The following is a 20,291-nucleotide window of genomic DNA, read 5'->3' on the forward strand; positions in this document are numbered from 1 at the left end:
ATGATCATTATGGTAATAAGCTCCTGGTATCTACCGGCGGCTCTTCATTCTGCGCATCTCCCTTACCCTTTCCACTGATAGCCAGCCCGGCTACTTTGTAATAATTGTATCCCGGATATTTCCCCTGGCTGTTGATCAGCAAATCCTCTTTTTCATATACCAGGTTTTGCCGGTTGTATTCTGCCATTTCAAAATCAGGTAATAACTGGATGGCATAAGTAGGACAGGCTTCTTCACAAAACCCACAAAAGATGCACCTGGAAAAATTGATCCGGAAAAACAGGGGATAACGACGGCCGTCCTCCATTTCTGTTGCCTGCAGAGAAATACAGTCTACCGGACAGGCAGCGGCGCAGAGATAACAGCCCACACAACGCTCGGCGCCGTCCGGATCACGGGTCAGCGCAATACGTCCTCTCCACCTTGCAGGCAGCGGTGCTCTTTGCTCCGGATACTGGAATGTTTCACGCTTGTGAAACATATGCAGAAAAATAAGCCACATGCTTCTGAATAGACTGAACATGATCTTAAGTTTGTGCAGCGGAGATTCCCTTCAGAAAAACTACTGCTATGAATGATTAACCTCCATGTAACCAAAGCCTGATCGCTGCTGTGATCAGCAAATTAGCCAGCGACAGTGGAAACAACACTTTCCAGCCATACTCCATTAACTGATCATAACGGGGCCTTGGCATGGATGCCCGTAATAAAATGAACAGGGCTATAAAAGCAAACGTTTTAAGTGCAAACCATACCAGCGGTGGCAGAAATGCAGGACCCAGCCATCCCCCGAAATACAGTGCCACTACCATACAGGAAATCAGCGTAACACCCAGATACTCCCCGATAAAAAACATCCCGAACTTCATGCTGGAATACTCTGCATGAAAACCTGCTACCAGCTCACTCTCTGCCTCAGGGATATCAAAAGGCAACCGGTGTGTTTCTGCGATACCTGCCAGCAAAAAGATAAAGAAGCCTACACATTGCGGCAGGATATACCAGCCCCCCTTTTGTGCCAGCACTATCTCCCGCAGGTTAAAAGACCCACTCATCACCACCACTCCCATCAATGCCAGGCCCATAAATACTTCGTAACTGATCATCTGTGAAGCCCCTCGCATGGCTCCCAGCAATGCATACTTGTTGTTAGAAGCCCATCCACCCAATACAATACTGTACACGCCAAGGGAAGACATCGCCAGGAAAAACAGGATGCCAATATTAAAATCAGCTACCATAATACCCGGGGCAAAAGGGATAATGACAAAACTCATTAATACACTCATCACTACCACAGCGGGGGCAAATACAAATACCACCCTGTCGGCAAACGGCGGTACCCAATCTTCCTTGAAAAAGAGTTTGATCGTATCTGCCAACACTACCAGCAATCCAAATGGGCCTGCCCGGTTGGGGCCATACCTGTCCTGCCAGAGCGCCAGCATCCTGCGTTCTACCCATATCAATCCGGCTGCGGTATTCAGCAGCACAAATAATACGCCTCCTATGATCCACCAATAATTCATACCATCAGTTTTATCAGTTTGCTTATATTTTTACCCACTGGGGGACGTCCACCAGCTTCATACCTGGCAATCCTACCGGTACCCCGGCTATCCCTGACTGCAAGGCATCATTGATTTTCACCTGCAATGCATACTGCTGCCCGTTGACCAGGAAGTACAACAAACTGCCCGCTGTAACCTGGTAGCGCTGTGCATCTTCACTATGCAGCATGATATAAGGTGATGGCATACGTGCTGCCACTCCTTCCGTATATACACTCAGTTCTTCTGATCCGAAAATATGGTACAGGGGCACGAGCAACAGGTGCCCTGTTAATGGCAAAAACAATTCGGGGACGGTTGTAAAAAAGGGGATCTCGCCGTTTGCAGCCGGGTGTATCAACCGCAGCCCCGGATCACCGTCATGTAGCGGTCCGCCCACTTCTACCTGAAATTTATTAATCGACTGCACAGAATTCCATCCGGGCGCCCAGAAGAAAGGGGTCATAGAAGAAGGGGGCCTGCCCTGATAACCTTCCATCGTAAAGGATAGCGCCGTATCCGGGTCAGCAGGAGGTTGGGGTTCGCTCACATTAATATTGGCCAGCATAGCTGTACGGCCACTATACCGGTGAGGTTCCCGGGGTATTTTTTGTCCGGCTATACGAAACTCCGCAGAAGGGGTAATTCCTGCTATTCCTGCAAAGATGGGCATCTTACGGGAGATAATACCTGTAACATCATCCAGCGTCTCGGCTTCCTGCAGTCCGGAATGATGCGCGTAGTTGCCCAACTGCAACAACCATCTCCAGCTTTCCTGCACCCCGCCATTTGGTACAAACACCTGGAAAAACCGTTGTGCCCGGCCTTCATTGTTGATCAGGGTACCATCACTTTCTGCAAACGTACCTGCAGGAATCAGACCAGTAGCCCTTTCTGCGGTGGGGGAATATAAATGATCAATTAAAATCACTTCTTTACAATGATTAAAGAACTGGTCGGCCAGCGGCTGATCAATACGCCGGTACAAATCATTTTCCAGGATGATAACGGTATCTATAGCATCCTGCGCCACTGCCTGTAAAGCAGATTCCAGGCGATGCCCTCCCAGCATTTCCAATCCCATGCTGTTGCATTCCGGTACGGTATAAGACAGCATCGCATCTATCCCCTGCTGATGTAATGCCCAGCTGATATTGGCGGCGGCTTTCATCACCACTTCGCTGCCACTGCCGTAACCGGCAATGATAAGCGGATTTTTTGCTTTGCTCAACCCGGCTGCAATTTCCTGTGCCAGGGATTTCCCTTTGTCTGTCATACCGGTTACCTCCGGCATCGACGGATTAATCAGGTGGGCTACGGCAAAGCCTACACGGGCAATATTATCCGGTGCGGTATAAAATGCCAGCGTAGCCAGCTCATCCAGTTTGCTTTCCTGGATGCCCAATATAAACAAGGGGCCTTTGTTATCCTGTACGGCTTCTCTCACGGCAGCATCCTGCCAGGGGGCCAGGTGTACTTTCTGCATGGCATCCTGCTCCGGCTGTTGCCGTATGGCCTGTCTTACCGACAACGCCAGCATAGGTGCCGTATTGGTAATATCTTCACCCAGGATCAGTACCATATCTGCTTTGGCGGCTTCCTGCAGGGATGGCGTGCGCACCGGTCCCTGCTGCAAGATACGGAGTGCGAGCGAGGTAAGGTCATGATCAGTATCTGATACCCCCAGGTAAAACTGGTCTTCTCCAACCAGTTGTTTCAATACATAATTGGATTCCAGCGATGCTCTTGGGGATCCGATCCCTATCACCTTCCCTGAGTTAATTTTATTACGCAGATAGGCCAATGCAGGTCCCTCACCGGCATCAGGCATCAGCAGCTTGATGCTGATTTCCCTGATCCTTTGTGCACTGTTTACAAATTCATATCCAAAGCGGCCGCGGTCGCACAGGAAATAACCATTCACGGCGCCATTATACCGGCTGGTAATCTGCCGCAGGGAACCATAGCGCTCTCCGGCTATAATATTACATCCCAGCCCACATCCCTGGCATACAGAAGCTGCGGAGGTAAAGTCCCACTTACGGGTATAATGCTGTTTCAATGTTTTGTCTGTAAATACGCCTGTAGGGCACACTTCTGCCAGATTACCACTGAATTCACTCTCCAGCGTTCCTTCTTCCTGGCGCCCAAAATATACATGACTGCGGGCAGCAAATACATCGAGGTCTTTTCCGCCGGCAAAATCTTTATAAAACCGTACACAACGATAACACTGGATGCAACGGTTCATCTCGTGATTCAGGAAAGGGCCCAGGTATTGATTTTTATAGGTACGCTTGGTAAAATGATAATTGCGGTAAGCATGGCCGGTCATCACCGTCATATCCTGCAAATGGCAGGAACCACCTTCATCACACACGGCACAATCATGCGGGTGGTTGGTCATCAGCCACCCTATTACCTGTTCCCGGAAAGTACTGGCCTCTCCATCGGCAATGGCCAGGCGCATCTGGTCCTTTACCGGCTCCATACATGCCATCACCAGCCGTCCGGTTTTATCCTGCTCATCTTTAAACACCTTTACCGCACATTGCCGGCAGGCGCCTACAGACCCCAATGCCGGATGCCAGCAAAAGTAGGGCAGGTTCATCCCTAACGATAAACACGCTTCCAGCAGGTTACTGCCGGCTTTTACCTCGTATGACTGGTTGTCAATGTGAATCGTGGGCATAAGGGCATTTTTTAGCTTGAATATGTTGTTCAAAATCTTCCCGGAAATATTTCAGCGCGCTCTGCAATGGTTCCATAGCGCCTGGTGCCAATGCACAAAAAGTATTGCCCGGGCCTAACAGCCTGGTATGTAGCAGCAGTTGCTCCAGATCGGCAGCAGTACCTCTGCCCTGCTCCAACGCGTATAATATTTTCTCCGTCCATGGTAAACCTTCCCGGCAGGGGGTACAAAACCCGCAGGACTCCTGCGCAAAAAAATGTTCCAGGTTATGTACAAATCCAACCGGACAGGTTTTATCATCCAGCACCACCATCGTACCTGTGCCCAGCCGGCTGCCGGCTGCTGCCACACCTGTAAAATCCATCTTCACATCCAGATGTTCTTCAATCAGAAAATCGGTGGAAGCCCCACCAGGTAAAGCCCCCCTGAAACGGTACCCGTTTTTCATCCCGCCTGCGTGATCTTCCAGCAGCTCCCGCATCGTTACGCCCATTGGCAGCTCCCACGCGCCCGGTTTGTTTACCTTTCCGCTCACCCCATATATCTTCGTTCCCCCGTCGGAGGTATAACTGAGCGACTGAAACCAGGAGGCGCCCTTGTTAATGATATGTGGTATAAAGGATAATGTTTCTACATTATTTACAATAGTAGGTTTACCAAACAATCCGCTTACCTGCGGAAATGGAGGCTTGGCACGGGGCGTGGCCCGCTTGCCTTCCAGCGAATTAAGCAGGGCGGTTTCTTCTCCGCACATATACCGGCCCACGCCGGTGTGTAATTGCATCTCCAGGTGAAAATCTTTTCCCAGTATATTATTTCCCAGATACCCTGCTGCATAGGCTTCCGCGATGGCTTTCCGGATTTCCTGCGCCGCCTGTTTATAAGCCCAGCGCAAAAACACAAAAGAGAGGGTTGCTTGTATGGCATAAGCGGAAATGATCATTCCTTCTATCAGCTGGTGGGGGTTACCTTCCAACAGCCACCGGTCTTTGAAAGTACCCGGTTCCATTTCATCTGCATTCGCTACGAGATATTTAGGACCACTTACCTCCATCGGTACGAAGCTCCACTTCATGCCCGTGCTGAATCCGGCCCCTCCCCGGCCGCGCAGGTTAGACTCCTTGATCAGCGCAGTTACTTCCTGCGGCGTCATTTGCTGCATTACCTTTCGCAACGCCTGGTATCCGCCCACCGCTTCGTACTCCTGCAAGTTGAGCGGAGCACGCGTACTGCTGATATGTTCTGTCAAAGGACGTTCCATCATAATATATTGTTTACTGTCTTCGTAACGGGCTGCTCAGTGAGTCCTTCCTGTCAGGTGTATTTTTCCAGAATACTGCTGAGCGTCCCTGCTTCCAGATCCCGGTACAGATCGTTATCGATCATCAGTGCCGGTGCATGATCACAGGTCCCCAGACACGCATTCGGCAATAAGGTAAACCGGCCGTCGGCAGTGGTTTCGCCATAGCTGATCTCCAGTAATCCTGTCAGTTCTTTCAGTACCCCGTTATATCCCATTACCCAGCAACTGATGCTATCACACAGCAGGATCACATGTCTGCCTACCGGTTTCCGGAAAATGAGGTTATAAAAAGTGGCCACACTATCCACCTCTGCAGTACTCATCTCCAGGATCCCTGCGATATCTGCAATACTCTCATCAGATACCCAGCGCCGGTGCTCCTGTACAATCTTCAACGCCTCAATACAAGCAGCTTTTTTTACCGGTACATGCCCCAGCTCGTGTTCAATTTGTTGTTTTTCTGTTTCGGATAACATGATCGCTTTTTTGATAATTAACCATTCTGCTACCACCGCACACTCACCGGTCAATATCCGCCAGCACATAATCCATTCCCCCCAGTATGGATAACAGGTCGGCCACCGTATATCCCTTGCTGATATAAGGGATCATCTGCATGTGCGGAAATGACGGGGTACGTATCCTGGTACGATAGGAAGAAGTATTGCCATCGCTTACCAGGTAGTAACTATTCCAGCCTTTGGTGGCTTCTGTGCATACCATAGCTTCTCCCACCGGCATCACAGGGCCCCAGCTTACGTTGAGGAAATGATGGATCAGTGTTTCAATATCTTCCATCGTATATTGCTTCACGGGTGGCGTAGTAAGCGGATGGTGCGCTTTAAAATCCCCTTCCGGCATATATTCCAGGCATTGTTCAATAATGCGCAGGCTCTGACGCATTTCTTCCACACGCACTACTGCTCTGTCGTAACAATCTCCGTTTTGTGCTACGGGTATTTCAAATGCAAAGTTCTGATAACCGCTGTACGGTCTTTTTTTACGCATATCCCATTCCATACCACAGGCACGCAGTCCTGGCCCGGTTACTCCCCATTCAATCGCTTCTTCCTGGGTATAGATGCCAATTCCTACCGTCCGTGCTTTGAACAGGGCATTTTTCATCACCATCTTGTTGTACTCCCGGAGTTTGGCAGGGAAGTAATTCACAAAATCACGCACCATTTTATCCCATCCTTTGGGAAGGTCCTGTGCTACTCCGCCTATGCGGAACCAGTTGGGATGCATGCGTCCCCCACAAATAGCTTCTATGATTTCAAATACACGTTCCCGGTCGGTGAACATATAGAATACCGGCGATAGCTGTCCGAGGTCCTGCGCAAAGGTGCCGTACCATACCAGGTGACTTGCTATCCTGAACAGCTCGCAGAGCATTACCCGGATCACCTGCGCCCGCAAAGGCACTTCAATACCCGCCAGTTGCTCTACCGACAATAAATAAGCAAGGTTATTATTGACCCCGCCCAGGTAATCTATCCGGTCGGTATAAGGTATATAGGTGTGCCAGGACTGCCGTTCTCCCATCTTTTCTGCTCCCCGGTGATGGAAGCCGATATCCGGAACAGCGTCCAGGATATCTTCCCCGTTCAGCTGCAGGATAATCCGCAGCACCCCATGTGTACCCGGATGTTGGGGACCGATGTTAAGGAACATGAAGTCAGCATCCTCTGTATGGCGTTTTAAGCCCCATTCTTCGGGGTTAAACTGCAGGGCCTGGTGTTCCTTATCCATCTTGTCGTCAAACAGCTTAAATGGCCCCATTTCAGTGGCACGTGCCGGATGCTCCTTGCGGAGCGGATGCCCCTCCCAGGTAACCGGCATTAAAATGCGTTTCAATAAAGGATGACCATCAAAATGGATCCCAAACATATCATACACTTCCCGTTCGTACCAGTTGGCTGCAGGCCAGATATGTGTTATAGTGGGATGTGAAGGAAATTCACCTCTCAGGCCTACTTTCAGCCGGAGAAAAGCGTTACGGCTAAAAGAGAAAAGGGTATATACCAGGGTAAAATCGCTGCTGCGCTGGCCATTCTGCCGGTGGTTGTATGCCCGTTCATCAATAGCGGTGAGGTCATACAGCAGTGGATAGGGCATTGTTATTTCCGACTTCAGGTATTGCAGCACAGCCAAGAGGTGCTCCTGTGGCGTCCAAAGAGTGGGCGTCTCATCCCGGGTGAGCTGTTCGTGAAAAATATTTTCACCAAACCGGGCGCTTAATTCCGCTGCAATGCCAGTAAGCATAGCGTATTAAGTTTTGAGAGAGGATGGAAGAATTTTTGTTTTAGCTTCCTGTCATGATTATTTCATATAACCTTAACTGTTAGATAATATCCATTATATCACCGTCATTATATTTCATCCGGTGTTTTAAAGGTTGTCATCTGCTGGCGTTTGTCGTGCAGCACGTCTTTCATCGCTATCTTTTCCGGTTTGATCACACCCTGCTCTCCTATCACCCAGCTTAAAGGGCGTTTTTCCTTCCCTACGGCATCCCGGAGCAGAACCAGCCCGCTCATAAAAGCATCTGGCCTGGGCGGGCATCCGGGTACATATACGTCTACCGGTAAAAATTTGTCAACGCCCTGGACTACACTATAGATATCATACATACCACCTGAGTTGGCACAGGAGCCCATGGAAATGACCCAGCGGGGTTCCATCATCTGTTCATATAATCTTTTTATTACCGGGGCCATTTTTATAAATACGGTACCTGCGATGATCATTACATCTGCCTCTCTGGGTGTCCCCCTGATCACTTCTGCACCAAACCTGGCCATATCATATTTAGGTGTCATGGCAGTAGCCATTTCCACAAAACAGCAGGATAATCCGAAATGAAAAGGCCAGAGGGAGTTTTTGCGGCCCCAGGCCAGCAGGCTTTCTACAGATGTCAGCATCACACTCTGCTGCACTACTTCTTCAATAGAAGTGTTGCCCGCCACCTTACCGGTTGTATCGTTCGCATTGCTTAACCACCATTGCATAATCATTACGAATTACGAATGAATAATTACGGTTTGCCGGATATCCGGCACTACCGTTCCTGTCAATAAATGCCCCGCTTTTGATACTGTTGCCGCTTTTTGAAATAGCTATGCTGTTGGCACAGGTATTTTATCCATAAACATTGGAATCTTCCAGACCAGGGCGGGGTGTTTGTTCCCCATTGTCTGACAGTGGTTTTTTTCTTAATTTCTGGTAAGCGCGTAAGATCTTTTTTCCGTCGGGGCCAAAATCCAGCGCACCGTTACGCCATTCATAAATGAGTACTGCCAGTAAAATCAGTATAAATACAGATACGCCCAGGAAGCCTACCCAACCTACTTCCTGAAATGCAATTGCCCAGGAAATAATCAATACGGTTTCAATGTCAAAAATGACAAATAACATGGCAACCAGGTAAAATTGGGAGGGGAACCTTAATCGGGCAGAGCCGGTAGATACAATACCGGATTCGTAGGCTTCGCCGGTAGCACGGTCTTTATGCCGTTGTCCCAGCACATATGATAGTCCCAGTATGACACTGACGAGTATCAACACTATGGCTCCAAATGCTAAAAATGGCCATACAGGAGTAATATCAGTAGCGGAACTTTGCAAGGTACTTCGCCCTCCAAGCGATTGTCTTTAAAGTCCATTTATATGCTAATATTCAAAAAACTATTAGTCAGTTATCAGCCTGCTTACTGTCCATCTGTGTCAATCGCAAGCGCCGCGGGGCAGGAAAGTATGAAAGTATATCGTTTCTATATCATATCCGGAAAGTAACAAACTCCAAAATTAACCTTGCATCAATAACGGCATAGGGTATATGATATTGAATTTACCTTTTTTTTCGCAAAAGGCAAAACTTAATTTTAAGGTTTTCAGAGATGCGTGCCATTAATATAGCACTCCAGGCTGGTGATTACATATTTCTGATCGTCTATAATGTATTTTACCACGTCACCTATGGAAATAAGTCCTATCAAGCGGTTATTGTCATCTGTAACAGGCAGGTGGCGGATACGCTTATCCGTCATCTTTACCATACATTCTTCAATGGAATCATCTTCTGTAACAGTAATAGGTCTTTCGGTCATAATTTCCCGGATCAGGGTTTCTTTGGATGCCCTGCCCTTTAAGATCACCTTGCGCGCATAGTCACGCTCTGAAAACATACCAAGAAATTTCTCTTCGTTGTCCAGTACCACCAGTGCCCCCACATTTTTATCAATTAAAACTTTCAGGGCCTCATAAACGGTGTCGTCAGGATGGATAGCATATACTGCGTGTCCTTTGGCCTGTAGGATGTTACGTACCTTTCCCATGGCAAGCCTTTTTAGAAGTTAGGAAATGAAAAACCAGTAATTCTAAGTTAATGCTTTTAAATGGTAAAAGCAAGGCATGTGGAGAACTAATATTTAGCGTACAAAGTACGCTTTGCAGCTGGTTGCTGCATAAGATGCTGTCGCAAAAATGGACATCCTGTTGTACTATAACCGAACATATTCATCAAATAAAAATATTCAATATACTAGCTTTCATACGTAATATTATTGGCACATTATTAATAGCCGTTAACTACCAACTATTAGCCATTAGCTTATTGAAGCGAAAGATAATAGTACACGTACAAAACTGGTATCCGAAAACTTGTCTTAATTAGCGCTATGTTTCTGAACTACTTAAAAATTGCCTGGCGGAATTTATGGCGCAACAAACTTTACAGCAGTATTAATATCGGCGGACTGGCACTGGGACTGGCGGTATGCATGCTTATCATGCTGTATGTAGCGCATGAACACAGTTACGATCATTTCCATAAAAATACATCCCGCATTTTCTCTGTGTATACCAGCGGTACCTATGGCGGACAAACTGTGAACACCTCCCATATGGGCTATGAATATGGCCCCGCAGCAGCCAAAAACGATACCCGCATACAGGCTTTTGTACGTACACAAAAACCATTTGGTGCGCCACTGCTGGTAAATAATGCCGCAAAAACCGTCAAGTATCCGGAGTCGCAGCTATTGTATGCAGATGCTAATTTCTTCGACTTTTTTTCGTTTCCGTTAGTGAGCGGCAGTGCTGCTACTGTACTGCAACAACCATTTACCATCGTTGTTTCAGAAAAGATGGCCCAAAAGTATTTTGGACACCAAAATCCGGTGGGCAAAGTATTATACCTGACAGCTGACAGCACCTATCTTTTTCAGGTAAGCGGCGTGATGAAAAACATGCCTTCCAACAGCAGCATTCAGGCCGATTTTGTGGCAGCTATTTCCAGCATGAAGGGCATGAAAGAAAACCAACATGTGGTGACAGGCGTCAATTTCAAAACCTATTTTTTGCTGCAACATGCAGCAGACATCACACCTGTGCAACAAACTTTACAGCTCACCGCTGAGAAAAGTGATCCGGAAATGCACAGCCAATATCATCTGCTCCCATTGGCGGATGAACACTTTGAGATGGATACCGACCAGGCTGCTGGTATCAGGTACCTCCATATCTTTCCCTTTGTGGCAGGACTGGTTTTATTACTGGCACTGGTCAATTTCATGAGCCTGTCTACCGCCCGCGCTACTTTACGCGCTAAGGAAATTGGCGTACGTAAAGTAACCGGCGCCAGCCGAAGGGTCATTGCTGCGCAGTTTTATATGGAGTCTGCCCTATACACCCTCCTCGCATTTGTGCTGGCATACCTGATCTACCTGTTCTTACACCGGTACTTCCTGGATATCCTGCAAATTGCTATTGATGAATCTTTCGTTAATGGTGTACAGGCATTGGGAATTATGACAATATTACTGTTGGGCACTACTGCCATAGCGGGTAGTTATCCTGCTATCGTATTATCCGCTTTTAAGCCCATTACCACGCTCCAGGGAAGCCTGAGTCACAACAGCGGTGGTGCCTGGGTCCGGAAATTATTTACCACCCTGCAATTTGTCATTGCAGTAACACTGATCATCAGTGGGATAGTGATCGGCAAACAACTATATTACATGCGGCATACAGACACGGGGGTAAACCGTGAAAATATAGTCATGATCTCCATTCATAAAAGCATGGGCACGCATTATCCCGCCTTTAAAAAGGATGTGGCCAACCTGCATGGTGTAAAACAGGTGGCTACCATGCGTTATCCCATGTATACCAGTTACGACATGTACGGAGGTAACAGTAATGACAATAACGAACCCGTGGTTTTTAAAATGCTGAATGTAGATAACGACTTCATATCCCTGCTGGGCATCAGGTGGAAAGTATCTCCGGCTACACCGGCAGCAATTGCTCAAAGAGGCCATATCGTTGTAAATGAATCGCTGGCACGTAAACTACAACTGCCCTCCCAGCCCGTTGACCGGCAAATCACCGCTCCTCCGGGAGAAGTGATTACCGTAGCGGGCGTGGTCCGGGATTTTAACTTCCAGTCATTTAGCAGCAGGATCGATGGACTGGGACTTTTTGTTGCCCCCGACACGCTCTCCTACTGGACAGCATTTGGGTCTACGATGCTTGTGAAGACCACCCCGCATACCAACCTGCCTGCTCTCCTGGCTGGTATCAAAAATACCTATGAGCGGTTTGATAAAGAAAATCCGTTTGCATACCAGTTTATGGACGATGCATTTAATGCCATGTTTAAGGCGGAAGATCGCCTGGCAGGTATTTTTAATCTATTTATAGGGCTCACGGTACTGATTGCAGGCATGGGGCTGTTTGGCCTGGCTACGTTCGCTGCACAGCAGCGAACCAAAGAGATCAGTATCAGAAAAGTTTTAGGGGCTAATGTGCTCAGTATTACTACTCAACTATCGAAAGACTATGTTAAGCTGGTATTACTGGCAGTGCTCATTGCCTCCCCTATCGCCTGGTGGGCTATGCATAACTGGCTGCAACATTTTGCGTACAGCATCCGCCTGAATGGATGGATATTTGTAACGGCAGGATTGCTGGCAGTGATCATCGCATTATGTACCGTCAGCTTCCAGGCACTAAAAGCTGCGATGGCTAGTCCGGTGAAGGGGCTGAAGAATAGCTATTAGCCTTTAGCTATTAGCTTTTAGCTGATTGCGGTTTATTTAATACTTTTTGTTTTTTAATATAAGTATCAGCAGCAAAACACAATAGGCTAAAAGCTAATAGCTAAAGGCTAACAGCTTATTTATTACTTCGGTTGTGCCAGGTAGCCTAAACCGGTTATTTCTTTGATGCCCTTCAACTCCAATCCTCTTTTCGCAGATTTAGTGGCAGGATCAATTTCATAAATTACGCTCAGCGATTCATTTTCAGATAATGCGATATACGCTTTTCCTTTCTGGGCAAACAAAGGGAAATCATAATCCTGGTAATTGATCTTGGCAGAGATACCGGAGATCCACGTAAACGTTTTATTCACCACATTCACGATAGCCAGTTTACAGCCCTCGCTGGCTGCTTTTTCGTCATTACGGTCTATCATCATCAGCACAAATTCATTATTGCCCAGGTACTTGCCATAATGGATTCTTTTACCAGCAATAGCTTCCACATCAAAATAATAGTCTTTGTCAAATTCATTATTCTTAATCTTCAGGAATGCCGAATGATTGTTCGTACTTTCCACATCGCCATTGGAGAATGCATAGATATCCCCGTTATCTGCTTGTCCCAGTCCGATACCGGTATAATACCTGCCAATATAGGGCATACGGTCGTCTGAAATCGTCTTCACAAAGTTCATCTCCTTATCAAATACCGATACAAAAGCGATGTTCCTGTAGTCCAGCGGCACCTGTGTTCCTGTAGCGCCAAAAGTAGGTGCATATACCGCATAAATATAATTTCCGAATTCAAAGAAGCCATAGATAAAAGCATAGTAATTATCAATCTGTTTGCCTTTGTAGGTGATAACGTTCTGGTTAAAAGCCTTATCCTTCGCTACCTTATTGGTTTCGGTATCAATCCAGTAAGCGGTGCCGGACGTAGTTAAGCTCCTGCCAATATTATAAGCCAGCAGGTATTTAGGATCTTTAAAGGGTAGAAATACATTCACCGACTTTACAGAGAAAGAGCTGGCTACTTTCAGTTTTCCGGTATTATCGAGCTGAAACACTTCCGTAAAACCATCATTGCCGCGATTATATTTAAAAGAGAAGGCTTTATTATTCTGGATATGTAAAGTAGAACCGTTAGTTTCATAACCATTTCCCTGCAGGTTAATGCTTCCGCTGTTTAATAGATCAGATACAAAAAGGTAGTTTTTATCCTGTTCAGCAGTAGCGGCAGTACCGGATATCACAAACTTTTCCTTTGTGACTTCCGGAGGATTTACAGTGTTATCACCATCCTTCTTGGAACAGGCTGCCAGCAGGGAAGCTGCTATAAGAAATGCACTGACACTACGTAATCTTACTTTTTTCATGATTGCTTTTTTAATTGTATGATGTACTTTATTTTATATTGAATAGGTAATAGCGGAATTTGACATTGAACGACCTGCTGGCTTTCTGCAGTTTAAAATGATCGTACAACAAGGCATCCGTAAAGTTGAGGCACTCCAGGTTGATGTTATACTTGCCGCTGCCAAAGCTGTATAACAGGCTGGCATTATGATTCCATTGGGTAGGGATCGTAATCTTGGTATCTTTGTTTCCTAAACTGGGCCATCCCTCATAATACTGGTGTACGTATTGCAGATTATAGCCAATGGTCAGCGAATTTTTTCCGGAGAAAATTTTACGGAAAGTATATGCAGCATCTGCATTACCAAAGAGGTAAGGCATATTAGGCAGCCTGTCTTTATATACAATGCTGATAATATCGCCTGCTCCACCTTCGTACTTCGTTTGATTGATCAGGTGTTGATAGCTGATATTGGCACCTACTCTGAAAATATTTTTGAATGAATAGCGGATACTGCCTTCTACCCCTTTATTGTCAACATCCCGCAGGTTCACCATCTGCTGAATCCGGTATGCCTGCCCTCTGGAAAGGCTTGGACGGATAAAATCCCTGGAGTAGCGGTACAACAACCCTGCATCAAAAATGAGACGATGTACCTGGTTGATGGTAGGCGAATAAATAATACCTACGTTTACATTTTCGCTGCTTTCGGGTTTCAGCGAAAAATTTCCGGTGAGGGTATTTACATTGCCAAACAATTCACTGCCTGTAGGCACCCGGATGCCATGCTCATAAGACGCCCTGAATTGCAGGTCCTGCTTTACAAAATAAGTGGTAGCCAGGCCATATCCATTTGCAGAAAAGTGGTTGGTACTCCAGGCATAATCACCGTGCGTAGGTTGGTCTGTTTTGTTGACATTCACAAACGACCGGGTATGCTGGTTATAATGTTTAAAGAAGGCTGTCAGGTTCCATTTTTCGGAATAGTCGAAACGGTAGGCCACGCCTAATATATTTTTCTTTACAGCGCTGGGTCTTTCATAATACGGATCGCTTTCGTTCAGCAGGTCTTTGCCTGTACGGCTAAAGGTGGTATAATTGTTATTCACCACAAAAGAATGATGATCATTAAGCTGGTAGCTCAGGTTAACGGATGCCAGCCCATTCCGGTCTTTGTAGCGGTAGTTCATCCGGCTCCTTTCCCCACCTTTCCGGGAGGGATCACCGTAGGTAAAATCCTTTACAATTTGTCCCAGCCAGTTGTATTGCACAAAAGCAGTATCAGTCGTTTGTTCATGCCCCAGGTTGTAGTTGGCACTCACATTCAGGTTGAGTCCTTTAATGCCCAGATCTCTTTTCAGGTATTTTAATGATGGCATCAGTACCGTACCGCTTGTTTTGCGTTGTCCATATACATCTTCCATAGTTACCCCATTCTGGGAGTCCGCCTCATTTTTTCCTATATCAAATCCCACCAACAGCTGATCCGCCCATTTTTTCTTTCTTACCCCTATGCTCACCATCAGCATTTCATTATGATATTTGTCGTGAAAGCGCCTGGCCCTTACTTTTTCAACAGTGCCATACTGATCTACCGGTGTTTCAGATTCAATCCAATAATTATTTTTTGAGTAGTTCTGATAAGCATTTAGCTGGAACACAAATCCTTTGGGCGTATTAATTCCCAGGTTGACAGAGGATTTATGCGTATTGAAAGAACCGAATGAGTAAGATGCATCCAGGTAGTTGGTGCTGCCGGATTTGGTCACGATATTTACAGCACCTCCCAGTGCATCCGCGCCTAACGTGACCGGCACTACACCTTTATACACTTCAATACGTTCAGCCACATTGATAGGGATGTTATTGATACGGAAAGAACTACCGAAGTTATCCATAGGGATCCCGTCAATAAAGAACTTCACCTGGTTGCCCGAAAAGCCATTTAGAGAGAAGTCGATGCTGGAGCCCAGTCCGCCTGATTCACGCATCCGGATACCTGGCACATAATTCAATGCATGCGCCACATCCAAGGTAGTATTATGCAGTTTGGTAGCATCGATGGCAGTTACCTGGTAAGCCTGCCGGTTTACCTGCCCTGTCTGGGTTCTGCCTGTTACATTCACTTCATTGATATCGCGGGAAGCTGCTTTTAGTACAATATTCCTGTTGGTGTTTTCTCCACCCTTTACGGTGATCCATACCTGTTGTACATGAAAACCTACCGCACTGAAAATGACCTCATATTTTCCACCTGGCAGATGTGCCACTTTGAACCTGCCGTTTTCATCTGCTATTGCGTTATTATTAATCCCTTTTACCGTCACTGAAACATTTGGAATACGTTCCCCTTCCGTGTTGCTGACTGTTCCGGAAATGCTTCCACCATGCTGCGCTAGCAACAACAGGGGGAAAACAAGCAGGAAAAGAATGAATGGTAGTTTTTTAGTCATAATCCTTATTAAAAGTTGTTATTTCATAATATAATAGCATAGGTATCTCACCGGAACAAACCACCCAAAGGCTTGCCCGTATTGGCTCACAGCGCATTCCTGCTATTTCATCTCAATGTCATTTTTGCGCTGTTGCACGGCTTCATTTGATATTACTCCTAATTTTGGTGGCGAAGTTATCAGCAGTTCTTGTAGCAGGAACGATGAAAAAGGGAGTTAATCCGATGAAAAAAAGAAATTATGACTGTAGCTGTACAAAGTATTAACCCGGAAGGTATTGCTGTTGCGAATGGTTTGTGTAATCTCTCAGACCCTGAAGCTATCGATGAAATTGATCGTATCAACTATGCAGAAGGTGTAGTTGATACAAACAAGATCATCGCTTCCAGTGACCTGTGCTTTTGTTATGTTAACATTGATAGTACTACGGATATAGATTTTAAGATCATGTCGGAGACTCCGGCATTACAGATGACGTTTGCTATTTCCACCAGCTTCCTTTACAACTTTGAAGGCACTGACCTGAAAGTATTTAATTTCAATATGAACCAGCATAACCTGATCTATTATCCCTGGTTATCCTGTACCAACTCCTGGGTACCGGGGCAGGGACAGGAAATGGTGGACATTATTTTATCAGCAGCTTTCTTTGAAAAGTACCTGCCTGCCAGAAAAGCATTCCGTGCTTTTACCCAACACCTCGAAAAAGGAAAGATGGCGTTGTTAAGTCCGCATAACATGCCCATCACACCGGAGATGTTGAATATCATCCGTGAAATCATCCACAACAACCGTAAAGGAGTATTCAAGAAAATGCTGGTAGAGGCCAAAGTCATTGAGCTGCTGATGCTGCAACTGGAACAATTTGAAGAAATATCCGGTAATCCCCCCTTATGCAGCCATCTCAGGAAAAGCGAAGTGGAGCGGATGCAGGAAGTAAGAAATATCATCCTTAATAACCTCAGCAATCCCTGTTCTCTGATAGACCTGGCCCATCAGGTAGGCACCAATGAATACAACCTGAAAAGGGCCTTTAAAGAGGTTTTTGGCACTACAGTATTCAGTTATCTGAATCAGGCCAAAATGGAAAAGGCCAAAAGCCTGCTGATCAGTGAAGAATTAAATGTCACCCAGGTAGCCGACATTATGGGATATAACGATGCTACCAATTTCACCGCTGCTTTCAAAAAGCATTTTGGGATTACACCGGGGAAGATAAAATTAACTAGCTTTTAGCCTTTAGCTATTAGCCTATTGTGTTTTGCTGTTTATATTTTATACTAAAAGCAAAGAGCTGACCACATTAGGTGATCAGCTCTTTAAATATACTTTTTGCTTTATTTCCTCTTTGTTAAACAAAATGCAATCAGCTAAAAGCTAAAGGCTAAAAGCTAACTGCTCTTTAAATATTGCCCTTCTTCAGTTCTTTTACTGCATAATCAGCAGCACGCGCTGTTAACGCCATATAGGTGAGCGATGGATTTACGCAGGAGGCAGAGGTCATGGCTGCACCATCCGTTACAAATACATTCTTCACGGAATGTACCTGGTTCCATTCGTTCAGAATAGAAGATTTTGGATCACGGCCCATCCTTGCGGTACCCATTTCATGGATAGCCATACCAGGATAAGAACCATTATCATACGTTTTGATATCTTTCATACCAGCCGCTTCCAGCATGGCAGCAGCATCTTCCATCATATCTTTACGCATCTTCATTTCATTCTCCTTAAACTCAGCATCGAAGTTGAGAACGGGTTGTCCCCATGCATCTTTTACAGAAGTATCCAGCGTTACTTTGTTGTCTTCATAAGGCAAACATTCGCCAAAGCCGCCCAGTCCCATACTCCATTGTCCGGGTTCTGTGAGCCGCTCTTTAAAGTCTTTACCTACGCCCATTTCAGCAACACCACGACCCCATCCGCCACGGCTGGCACCACCCTGGTAGCCAAAACCACGGATATAATCGCGTTTGTCGCTGCCGATGTTGCGGTAACGGGGAATATAGATTCCATTAGCCCGGCGGCCAAAGAAATACTTATCGTCATAGTTTTCTGCAATACCCGAAGCGCCGGTACGGAAGTGATGGTCCATCAGGAACTTGCCCAATACACCGCTATCATTACCTAATCCGTTAGGGAAACGGTTAGACATAGAATTCAGCAGTACAAAGGTAGAGCCGATGGCAGAGGCATTTACAAAAATGATCTTGGCGTAATACTCGATCATTTCTTTAGTATGCTTGTCAATCACTTTTACACCCGTAGCTTTTTGTGTTTTCTCATCATACATGATGGAATTCACGATAGAATCAGGTCTTAAAGTAAGATTGCCTGTTTTCACTGCTGCCGGTAAAGTAGAAGATTGTGTACTGAAATAAGCGCCAAACGGACATCCCCTGCTACACAGGTTACGGTACTGGCAGTTGCTTCTGCCGGGAAGCGGCTGGGTAAGATTGGCTACCCTTCCGATGGTCATAATACGGCCCTTAAATTGCTCTTCAATGCGTTTTTTCACGTCCTTTTCCACACAGTTCATTTCCATAGGCGGCTGAAATTGCCCATCGGGCAATTGGGGCAAGCCTTCCTTTTGTCCGCTGATACCTGCAAAGCGTTCTACATAATCGTACCAGGGTGCAATATCTTTATACCGGATAGGCCAGTCAACCGCTATCCCATCTTTCAGGTTCGCCTCAAAGTCCATATCGCTCAGTCGATAAGACTGACGGCCCCACATGATGGATTTGCCACCAACGATATCCGGACGATACCAGTCAAATCTTTTCGATTCATTATACGGACTTTGGGAATCGTTGATCCAGAATTTTTCATTGTGTTCACTATAGGGATAGTCACGGCTCAATTTGGGATGTGTTTCCCGCTGCTCTACCGTAATTCTTCCTCTATGCGGAAACTCCCAGGGATTCTTGGTAGCGGTATCGTAGTCCTTTACGTGTTCCAGGGGTTTGCCGCGGTCGAGCATCAATACCTTCAGCCCTTTTTCAGTCAATTCTTTAGCAGCCCATCCACCGCTTACACCAGAGCCAATCACAATGGCATCGTAGGTGTTCTGATCCTTCGCTTTTATATTCAGATTCATGGCATCTAATTTTAAGAAGCTATTAGCCGTTAGCTATTAGCTGTTAGCATCAATAATTCAGTCCTGAGCAAAAGGCAATCCCTAAAAGCTAATAGCTAAAAGCTAACAGCTAAAAGATGCTATGCCCAGGCTTTATCGCCTTTTTTGTAAGGTACACAACCTTCATATTTTCCGGGTACCGGTACATAACGTAATGCTTTGGTAGCACCAGGTTCAGAGGTGAAATACCCTAACAGGGTCAGTTCCTTCATAAACTGGAAGTAGTGGGTAGGCTCTTCCGGCTTTTTGTTTTCGCGCTTATTATAAGCTACCCGCTCTTTATCAATTTCCGTGAGCAGCTCTGTGCGTTGTTCCGGTGTGATGTTGATGAATGTTTTCTTGAATTTGGCGTCACTAGCTTCATCTATTTTTTTCAACCCCTCCAGGAACACTTTCTGATCTTCGGGTTTGTAGCAGTCATTCATCATCGTAACAATGAAGTCTTCTACTTTGGCCGCTTTAGCTCCCGGCGTATCCGTTTCCGGGATGATGGTTTCAGCGATCTCCGCCAGCAACGATTTGGTTTCCGGTTGCTGTAACACGTAGTTTTTCGGTGCGGAACCCGTACATCCCTGCAACGCTGATAACGTGGAAGCAGAAATAGCTGTACCCAATAAAAGGGCTACGTTCCTTATAGCTTCTCTTCTGTTCATATATAGTAAGTTAATTTGACCTTTGCTCAAGTTTCATAAAAAAAATGATATTTCATAAAAAAAATTAGGAATGCAGGTGATGCATAGCGTAATTTTAA

Annotated in this window: 15 protein-coding genes; 2 read left to right on the plus strand and 13 right to left on the minus strand. The window is 46.0% G+C overall.

What is annotated here, in order from left to right; all coding sequences use genetic code 11:
* Positions 1-7: 7 nt before the first annotated feature.
* The 9 genes from nuoI to ABR189_RS11225 all read right to left on the minus strand — a co-directional run bounded on the left by nuoI (position 8) and on the right by ABR189_RS11225 (position 9,882).
* A complete protein-coding gene (nuoI, locus tag ABR189_RS11185; protein WP_354660573.1) occupies positions 8-523 on the minus strand; it encodes an NADH-quinone oxidoreductase subunit NuoI in 516 nt (171 codons plus the stop codon).
* Positions 524-578: 55 nt separating this feature from the next.
* A complete protein-coding gene (gene nuoH, locus ABR189_RS11190) occupies positions 579-1,529 on the minus strand; it encodes an NADH-quinone oxidoreductase subunit NuoH (protein WP_354660574.1) in 951 nt (316 codons plus the stop codon).
* A 22-nt stretch (positions 1,530-1,551) separates the two neighbouring features.
* The gene (gene nuoG, locus ABR189_RS11195) at positions 1,552-4,242 is read right to left on the minus strand and encodes an NADH-quinone oxidoreductase subunit NuoG (protein WP_354660575.1); all 2,691 of its coding nucleotides are present in this window, start codon (positions 4,240-4,242) and stop codon (positions 1,552-1,554) included.
* On the minus strand, positions 4,223-5,506 hold the full coding sequence (nuoF, locus tag ABR189_RS11200) for an NADH-quinone oxidoreductase subunit NuoF (RefSeq protein ID WP_354660576.1): 1,284 nt from the start codon (positions 5,504-5,506) through the stop codon (positions 4,223-4,225). The genes nuoG and nuoF overlap by 20 nt, the downstream gene beginning before the upstream one ends.
* A gap of 50 nt (positions 5,507-5,556) precedes the next feature.
* On the minus strand, positions 5,557-6,021 hold the full coding sequence (gene nuoE / locus ABR189_RS11205; RefSeq protein WP_354660577.1) for an NADH-quinone oxidoreductase subunit NuoE: 465 nt from the start codon (positions 6,019-6,021) through the stop codon (positions 5,557-5,559).
* A 43-nt stretch (positions 6,022-6,064) separates the two neighbouring features.
* Positions 6,065-7,810: an NADH-quinone oxidoreductase subunit C/D gene (gene nuoC / locus ABR189_RS11210; RefSeq protein WP_354660578.1), complete on the minus strand. Its 1,746-nt coding sequence runs from the start codon at positions 7,808-7,810 to the stop codon at positions 6,065-6,067.
* Between the two features lie 107 nt (positions 7,811-7,917).
* Complete coding sequence (locus ABR189_RS11215; RefSeq protein WP_354660579.1) at positions 7,918-8,556, minus strand: NADH-quinone oxidoreductase subunit B; 639 nt, start codon at positions 8,554-8,556, stop codon at positions 7,918-7,920.
* A 130-nt stretch (positions 8,557-8,686) separates the two neighbouring features.
* Entirely contained in the window at positions 8,687-9,112 is a 426-nt protein-coding gene (locus ABR189_RS11220; protein ID WP_435575318.1) for an NADH-quinone oxidoreductase subunit A, read from the minus strand.
* Between the two features lie 326 nt (positions 9,113-9,438).
* Positions 9,439-9,882: a CBS domain-containing protein gene (locus ABR189_RS11225; RefSeq protein WP_354660581.1), complete on the minus strand. Its 444-nt coding sequence runs from the start codon at positions 9,880-9,882 to the stop codon at positions 9,439-9,441.
* A 342-nt stretch (positions 9,883-10,224) separates the two neighbouring features.
* On the opposite strand from ABR189_RS11225, the gene ABR189_RS11230 reads away from it, so the two are divergent.
* Complete coding sequence (locus tag ABR189_RS11230) at positions 10,225-12,609, plus strand: ABC transporter permease (protein WP_354660582.1); 2,385 nt, start codon at positions 10,225-10,227, stop codon at positions 12,607-12,609.
* A gap of 122 nt (positions 12,610-12,731) precedes the next feature.
* On the opposite strand, the gene ABR189_RS11235 is transcribed toward ABR189_RS11230, so the two are convergent.
* Both ABR189_RS11235 and ABR189_RS11240 read right to left on the minus strand, forming a co-directional pair.
* Positions 12,732-13,967, minus strand: a complete 1,236-nt coding sequence (locus ABR189_RS11235) for a DUF4374 domain-containing protein (protein WP_354660583.1) — start codon at positions 13,965-13,967, stop codon at positions 12,732-12,734.
* 28 nt (positions 13,968-13,995) lie between these two features.
* Complete coding sequence (locus ABR189_RS11240; protein ID WP_354660584.1) at positions 13,996-16,401, minus strand: TonB-dependent receptor; 2,406 nt, start codon at positions 16,399-16,401, stop codon at positions 13,996-13,998.
* A gap of 240 nt (positions 16,402-16,641) precedes the next feature.
* On the opposite strand from ABR189_RS11240, the gene ABR189_RS11245 reads away from it, so the two are divergent.
* Entirely contained in the window at positions 16,642-17,637 is a 996-nt protein-coding gene (locus ABR189_RS11245) for a helix-turn-helix domain-containing protein (protein ID WP_354660585.1), read from the plus strand.
* 166 nt (positions 17,638-17,803) lie between these two features.
* Here the strand turns inward: ABR189_RS11245 and ABR189_RS11250 are convergent, their stop codons facing one another.
* Both ABR189_RS11250 and ABR189_RS11255 read right to left on the minus strand, forming a co-directional pair.
* Complete coding sequence (locus ABR189_RS11250) at positions 17,804-19,501, minus strand: GMC oxidoreductase (protein ID WP_354660586.1); 1,698 nt, start codon at positions 19,499-19,501, stop codon at positions 17,804-17,806.
* Positions 19,502-19,620: 119 nt separating this feature from the next.
* The gene (locus tag ABR189_RS11255) at positions 19,621-20,193 is read right to left on the minus strand and encodes a gluconate 2-dehydrogenase subunit 3 family protein (RefSeq protein ID WP_354660587.1); all 573 of its coding nucleotides are present in this window, start codon (positions 20,191-20,193) and stop codon (positions 19,621-19,623) included.
* Positions 20,194-20,291 lie beyond the last annotated feature (98 nt).

Source organism: Chitinophaga sp. H8, assembly GCF_040567655.1.
Lineage (GTDB): Bacteria > Bacteroidota > Bacteroidia > Chitinophagales > Chitinophagaceae > Chitinophaga > Chitinophaga defluvii.

What these genes read in the sequence shown, in the direction of transcription:
- nuoE (WP_354660577.1), bottom strand. Translation starts at nt 6,021, where the DNA reads ATGTTATCCGAAACAGAAAAACAACAAATTGAACACGAGCTGGGGCAT.
- nuoC (WP_354660578.1), bottom strand. Translation starts at nt 7,810, where the DNA reads ATGCTTACTGGCATTGCAGCGGAATTAAGCGCCCGGTTTGGTGAAAAT.
- ABR189_RS11255 (WP_354660587.1), bottom strand. Translation starts at nt 20,193, where the DNA reads ATGAACAGAAGAGAAGCTATAAGGAACGTAGCCCTTTTATTGGGTACA.
- nuoF (WP_354660576.1), bottom strand. Translation starts at nt 5,506, where the DNA reads ATGATGGAACGTCCTTTGACAGAACATATCAGCAGTACGCGTGCTCCG.
- nuoH (WP_354660574.1), bottom strand. Translation starts at nt 1,529, where the DNA reads ATGAATTATTGGTGGATCATAGGAGGCGTATTATTTGTGCTGCTGAAT.
- ABR189_RS11225 (WP_354660581.1), bottom strand. Translation starts at nt 9,882, where the DNA reads ATGGGAAAGGTACGTAACATCCTACAGGCCAAAGGACACGCAGTATAT.
- ABR189_RS11250 (WP_354660586.1), bottom strand. Translation starts at nt 19,501, where the DNA reads ATGAATCTGAATATAAAAGCGAAGGATCAGAACACCTACGATGCCATT.
- nuoI (WP_354660573.1), bottom strand. Translation starts at nt 523, where the DNA reads ATGTTCAGTCTATTCAGAAGCATGTGGCTTATTTTTCTGCATATGTTT.
- ABR189_RS11235 (WP_354660583.1), bottom strand. Translation starts at nt 13,967, where the DNA reads ATGAAAAAAGTAAGATTACGTAGTGTCAGTGCATTTCTTATAGCAGCT.
- ABR189_RS11215 (WP_354660579.1), bottom strand. Translation starts at nt 8,556, where the DNA reads ATGCAATGGTGGTTAAGCAATGCGAACGATACAACCGGTAAGGTGGCG.
- nuoG (WP_354660575.1), bottom strand. Translation starts at nt 4,242, where the DNA reads ATGCCCACGATTCACATTGACAACCAGTCATACGAGGTAAAAGCCGGC.
- ABR189_RS11240 (WP_354660584.1), bottom strand. Translation starts at nt 16,401, where the DNA reads ATGACTAAAAAACTACCATTCATTCTTTTCCTGCTTGTTTTCCCCCTG.
- ABR189_RS11230 (WP_354660582.1), top strand. Translation starts at nt 10,225, where the DNA reads ATGTTTCTGAACTACTTAAAAATTGCCTGGCGGAATTTATGGCGCAAC.
- ABR189_RS11245 (WP_354660585.1), top strand. Translation starts at nt 16,642, where the DNA reads ATGACTGTAGCTGTACAAAGTATTAACCCGGAAGGTATTGCTGTTGCG.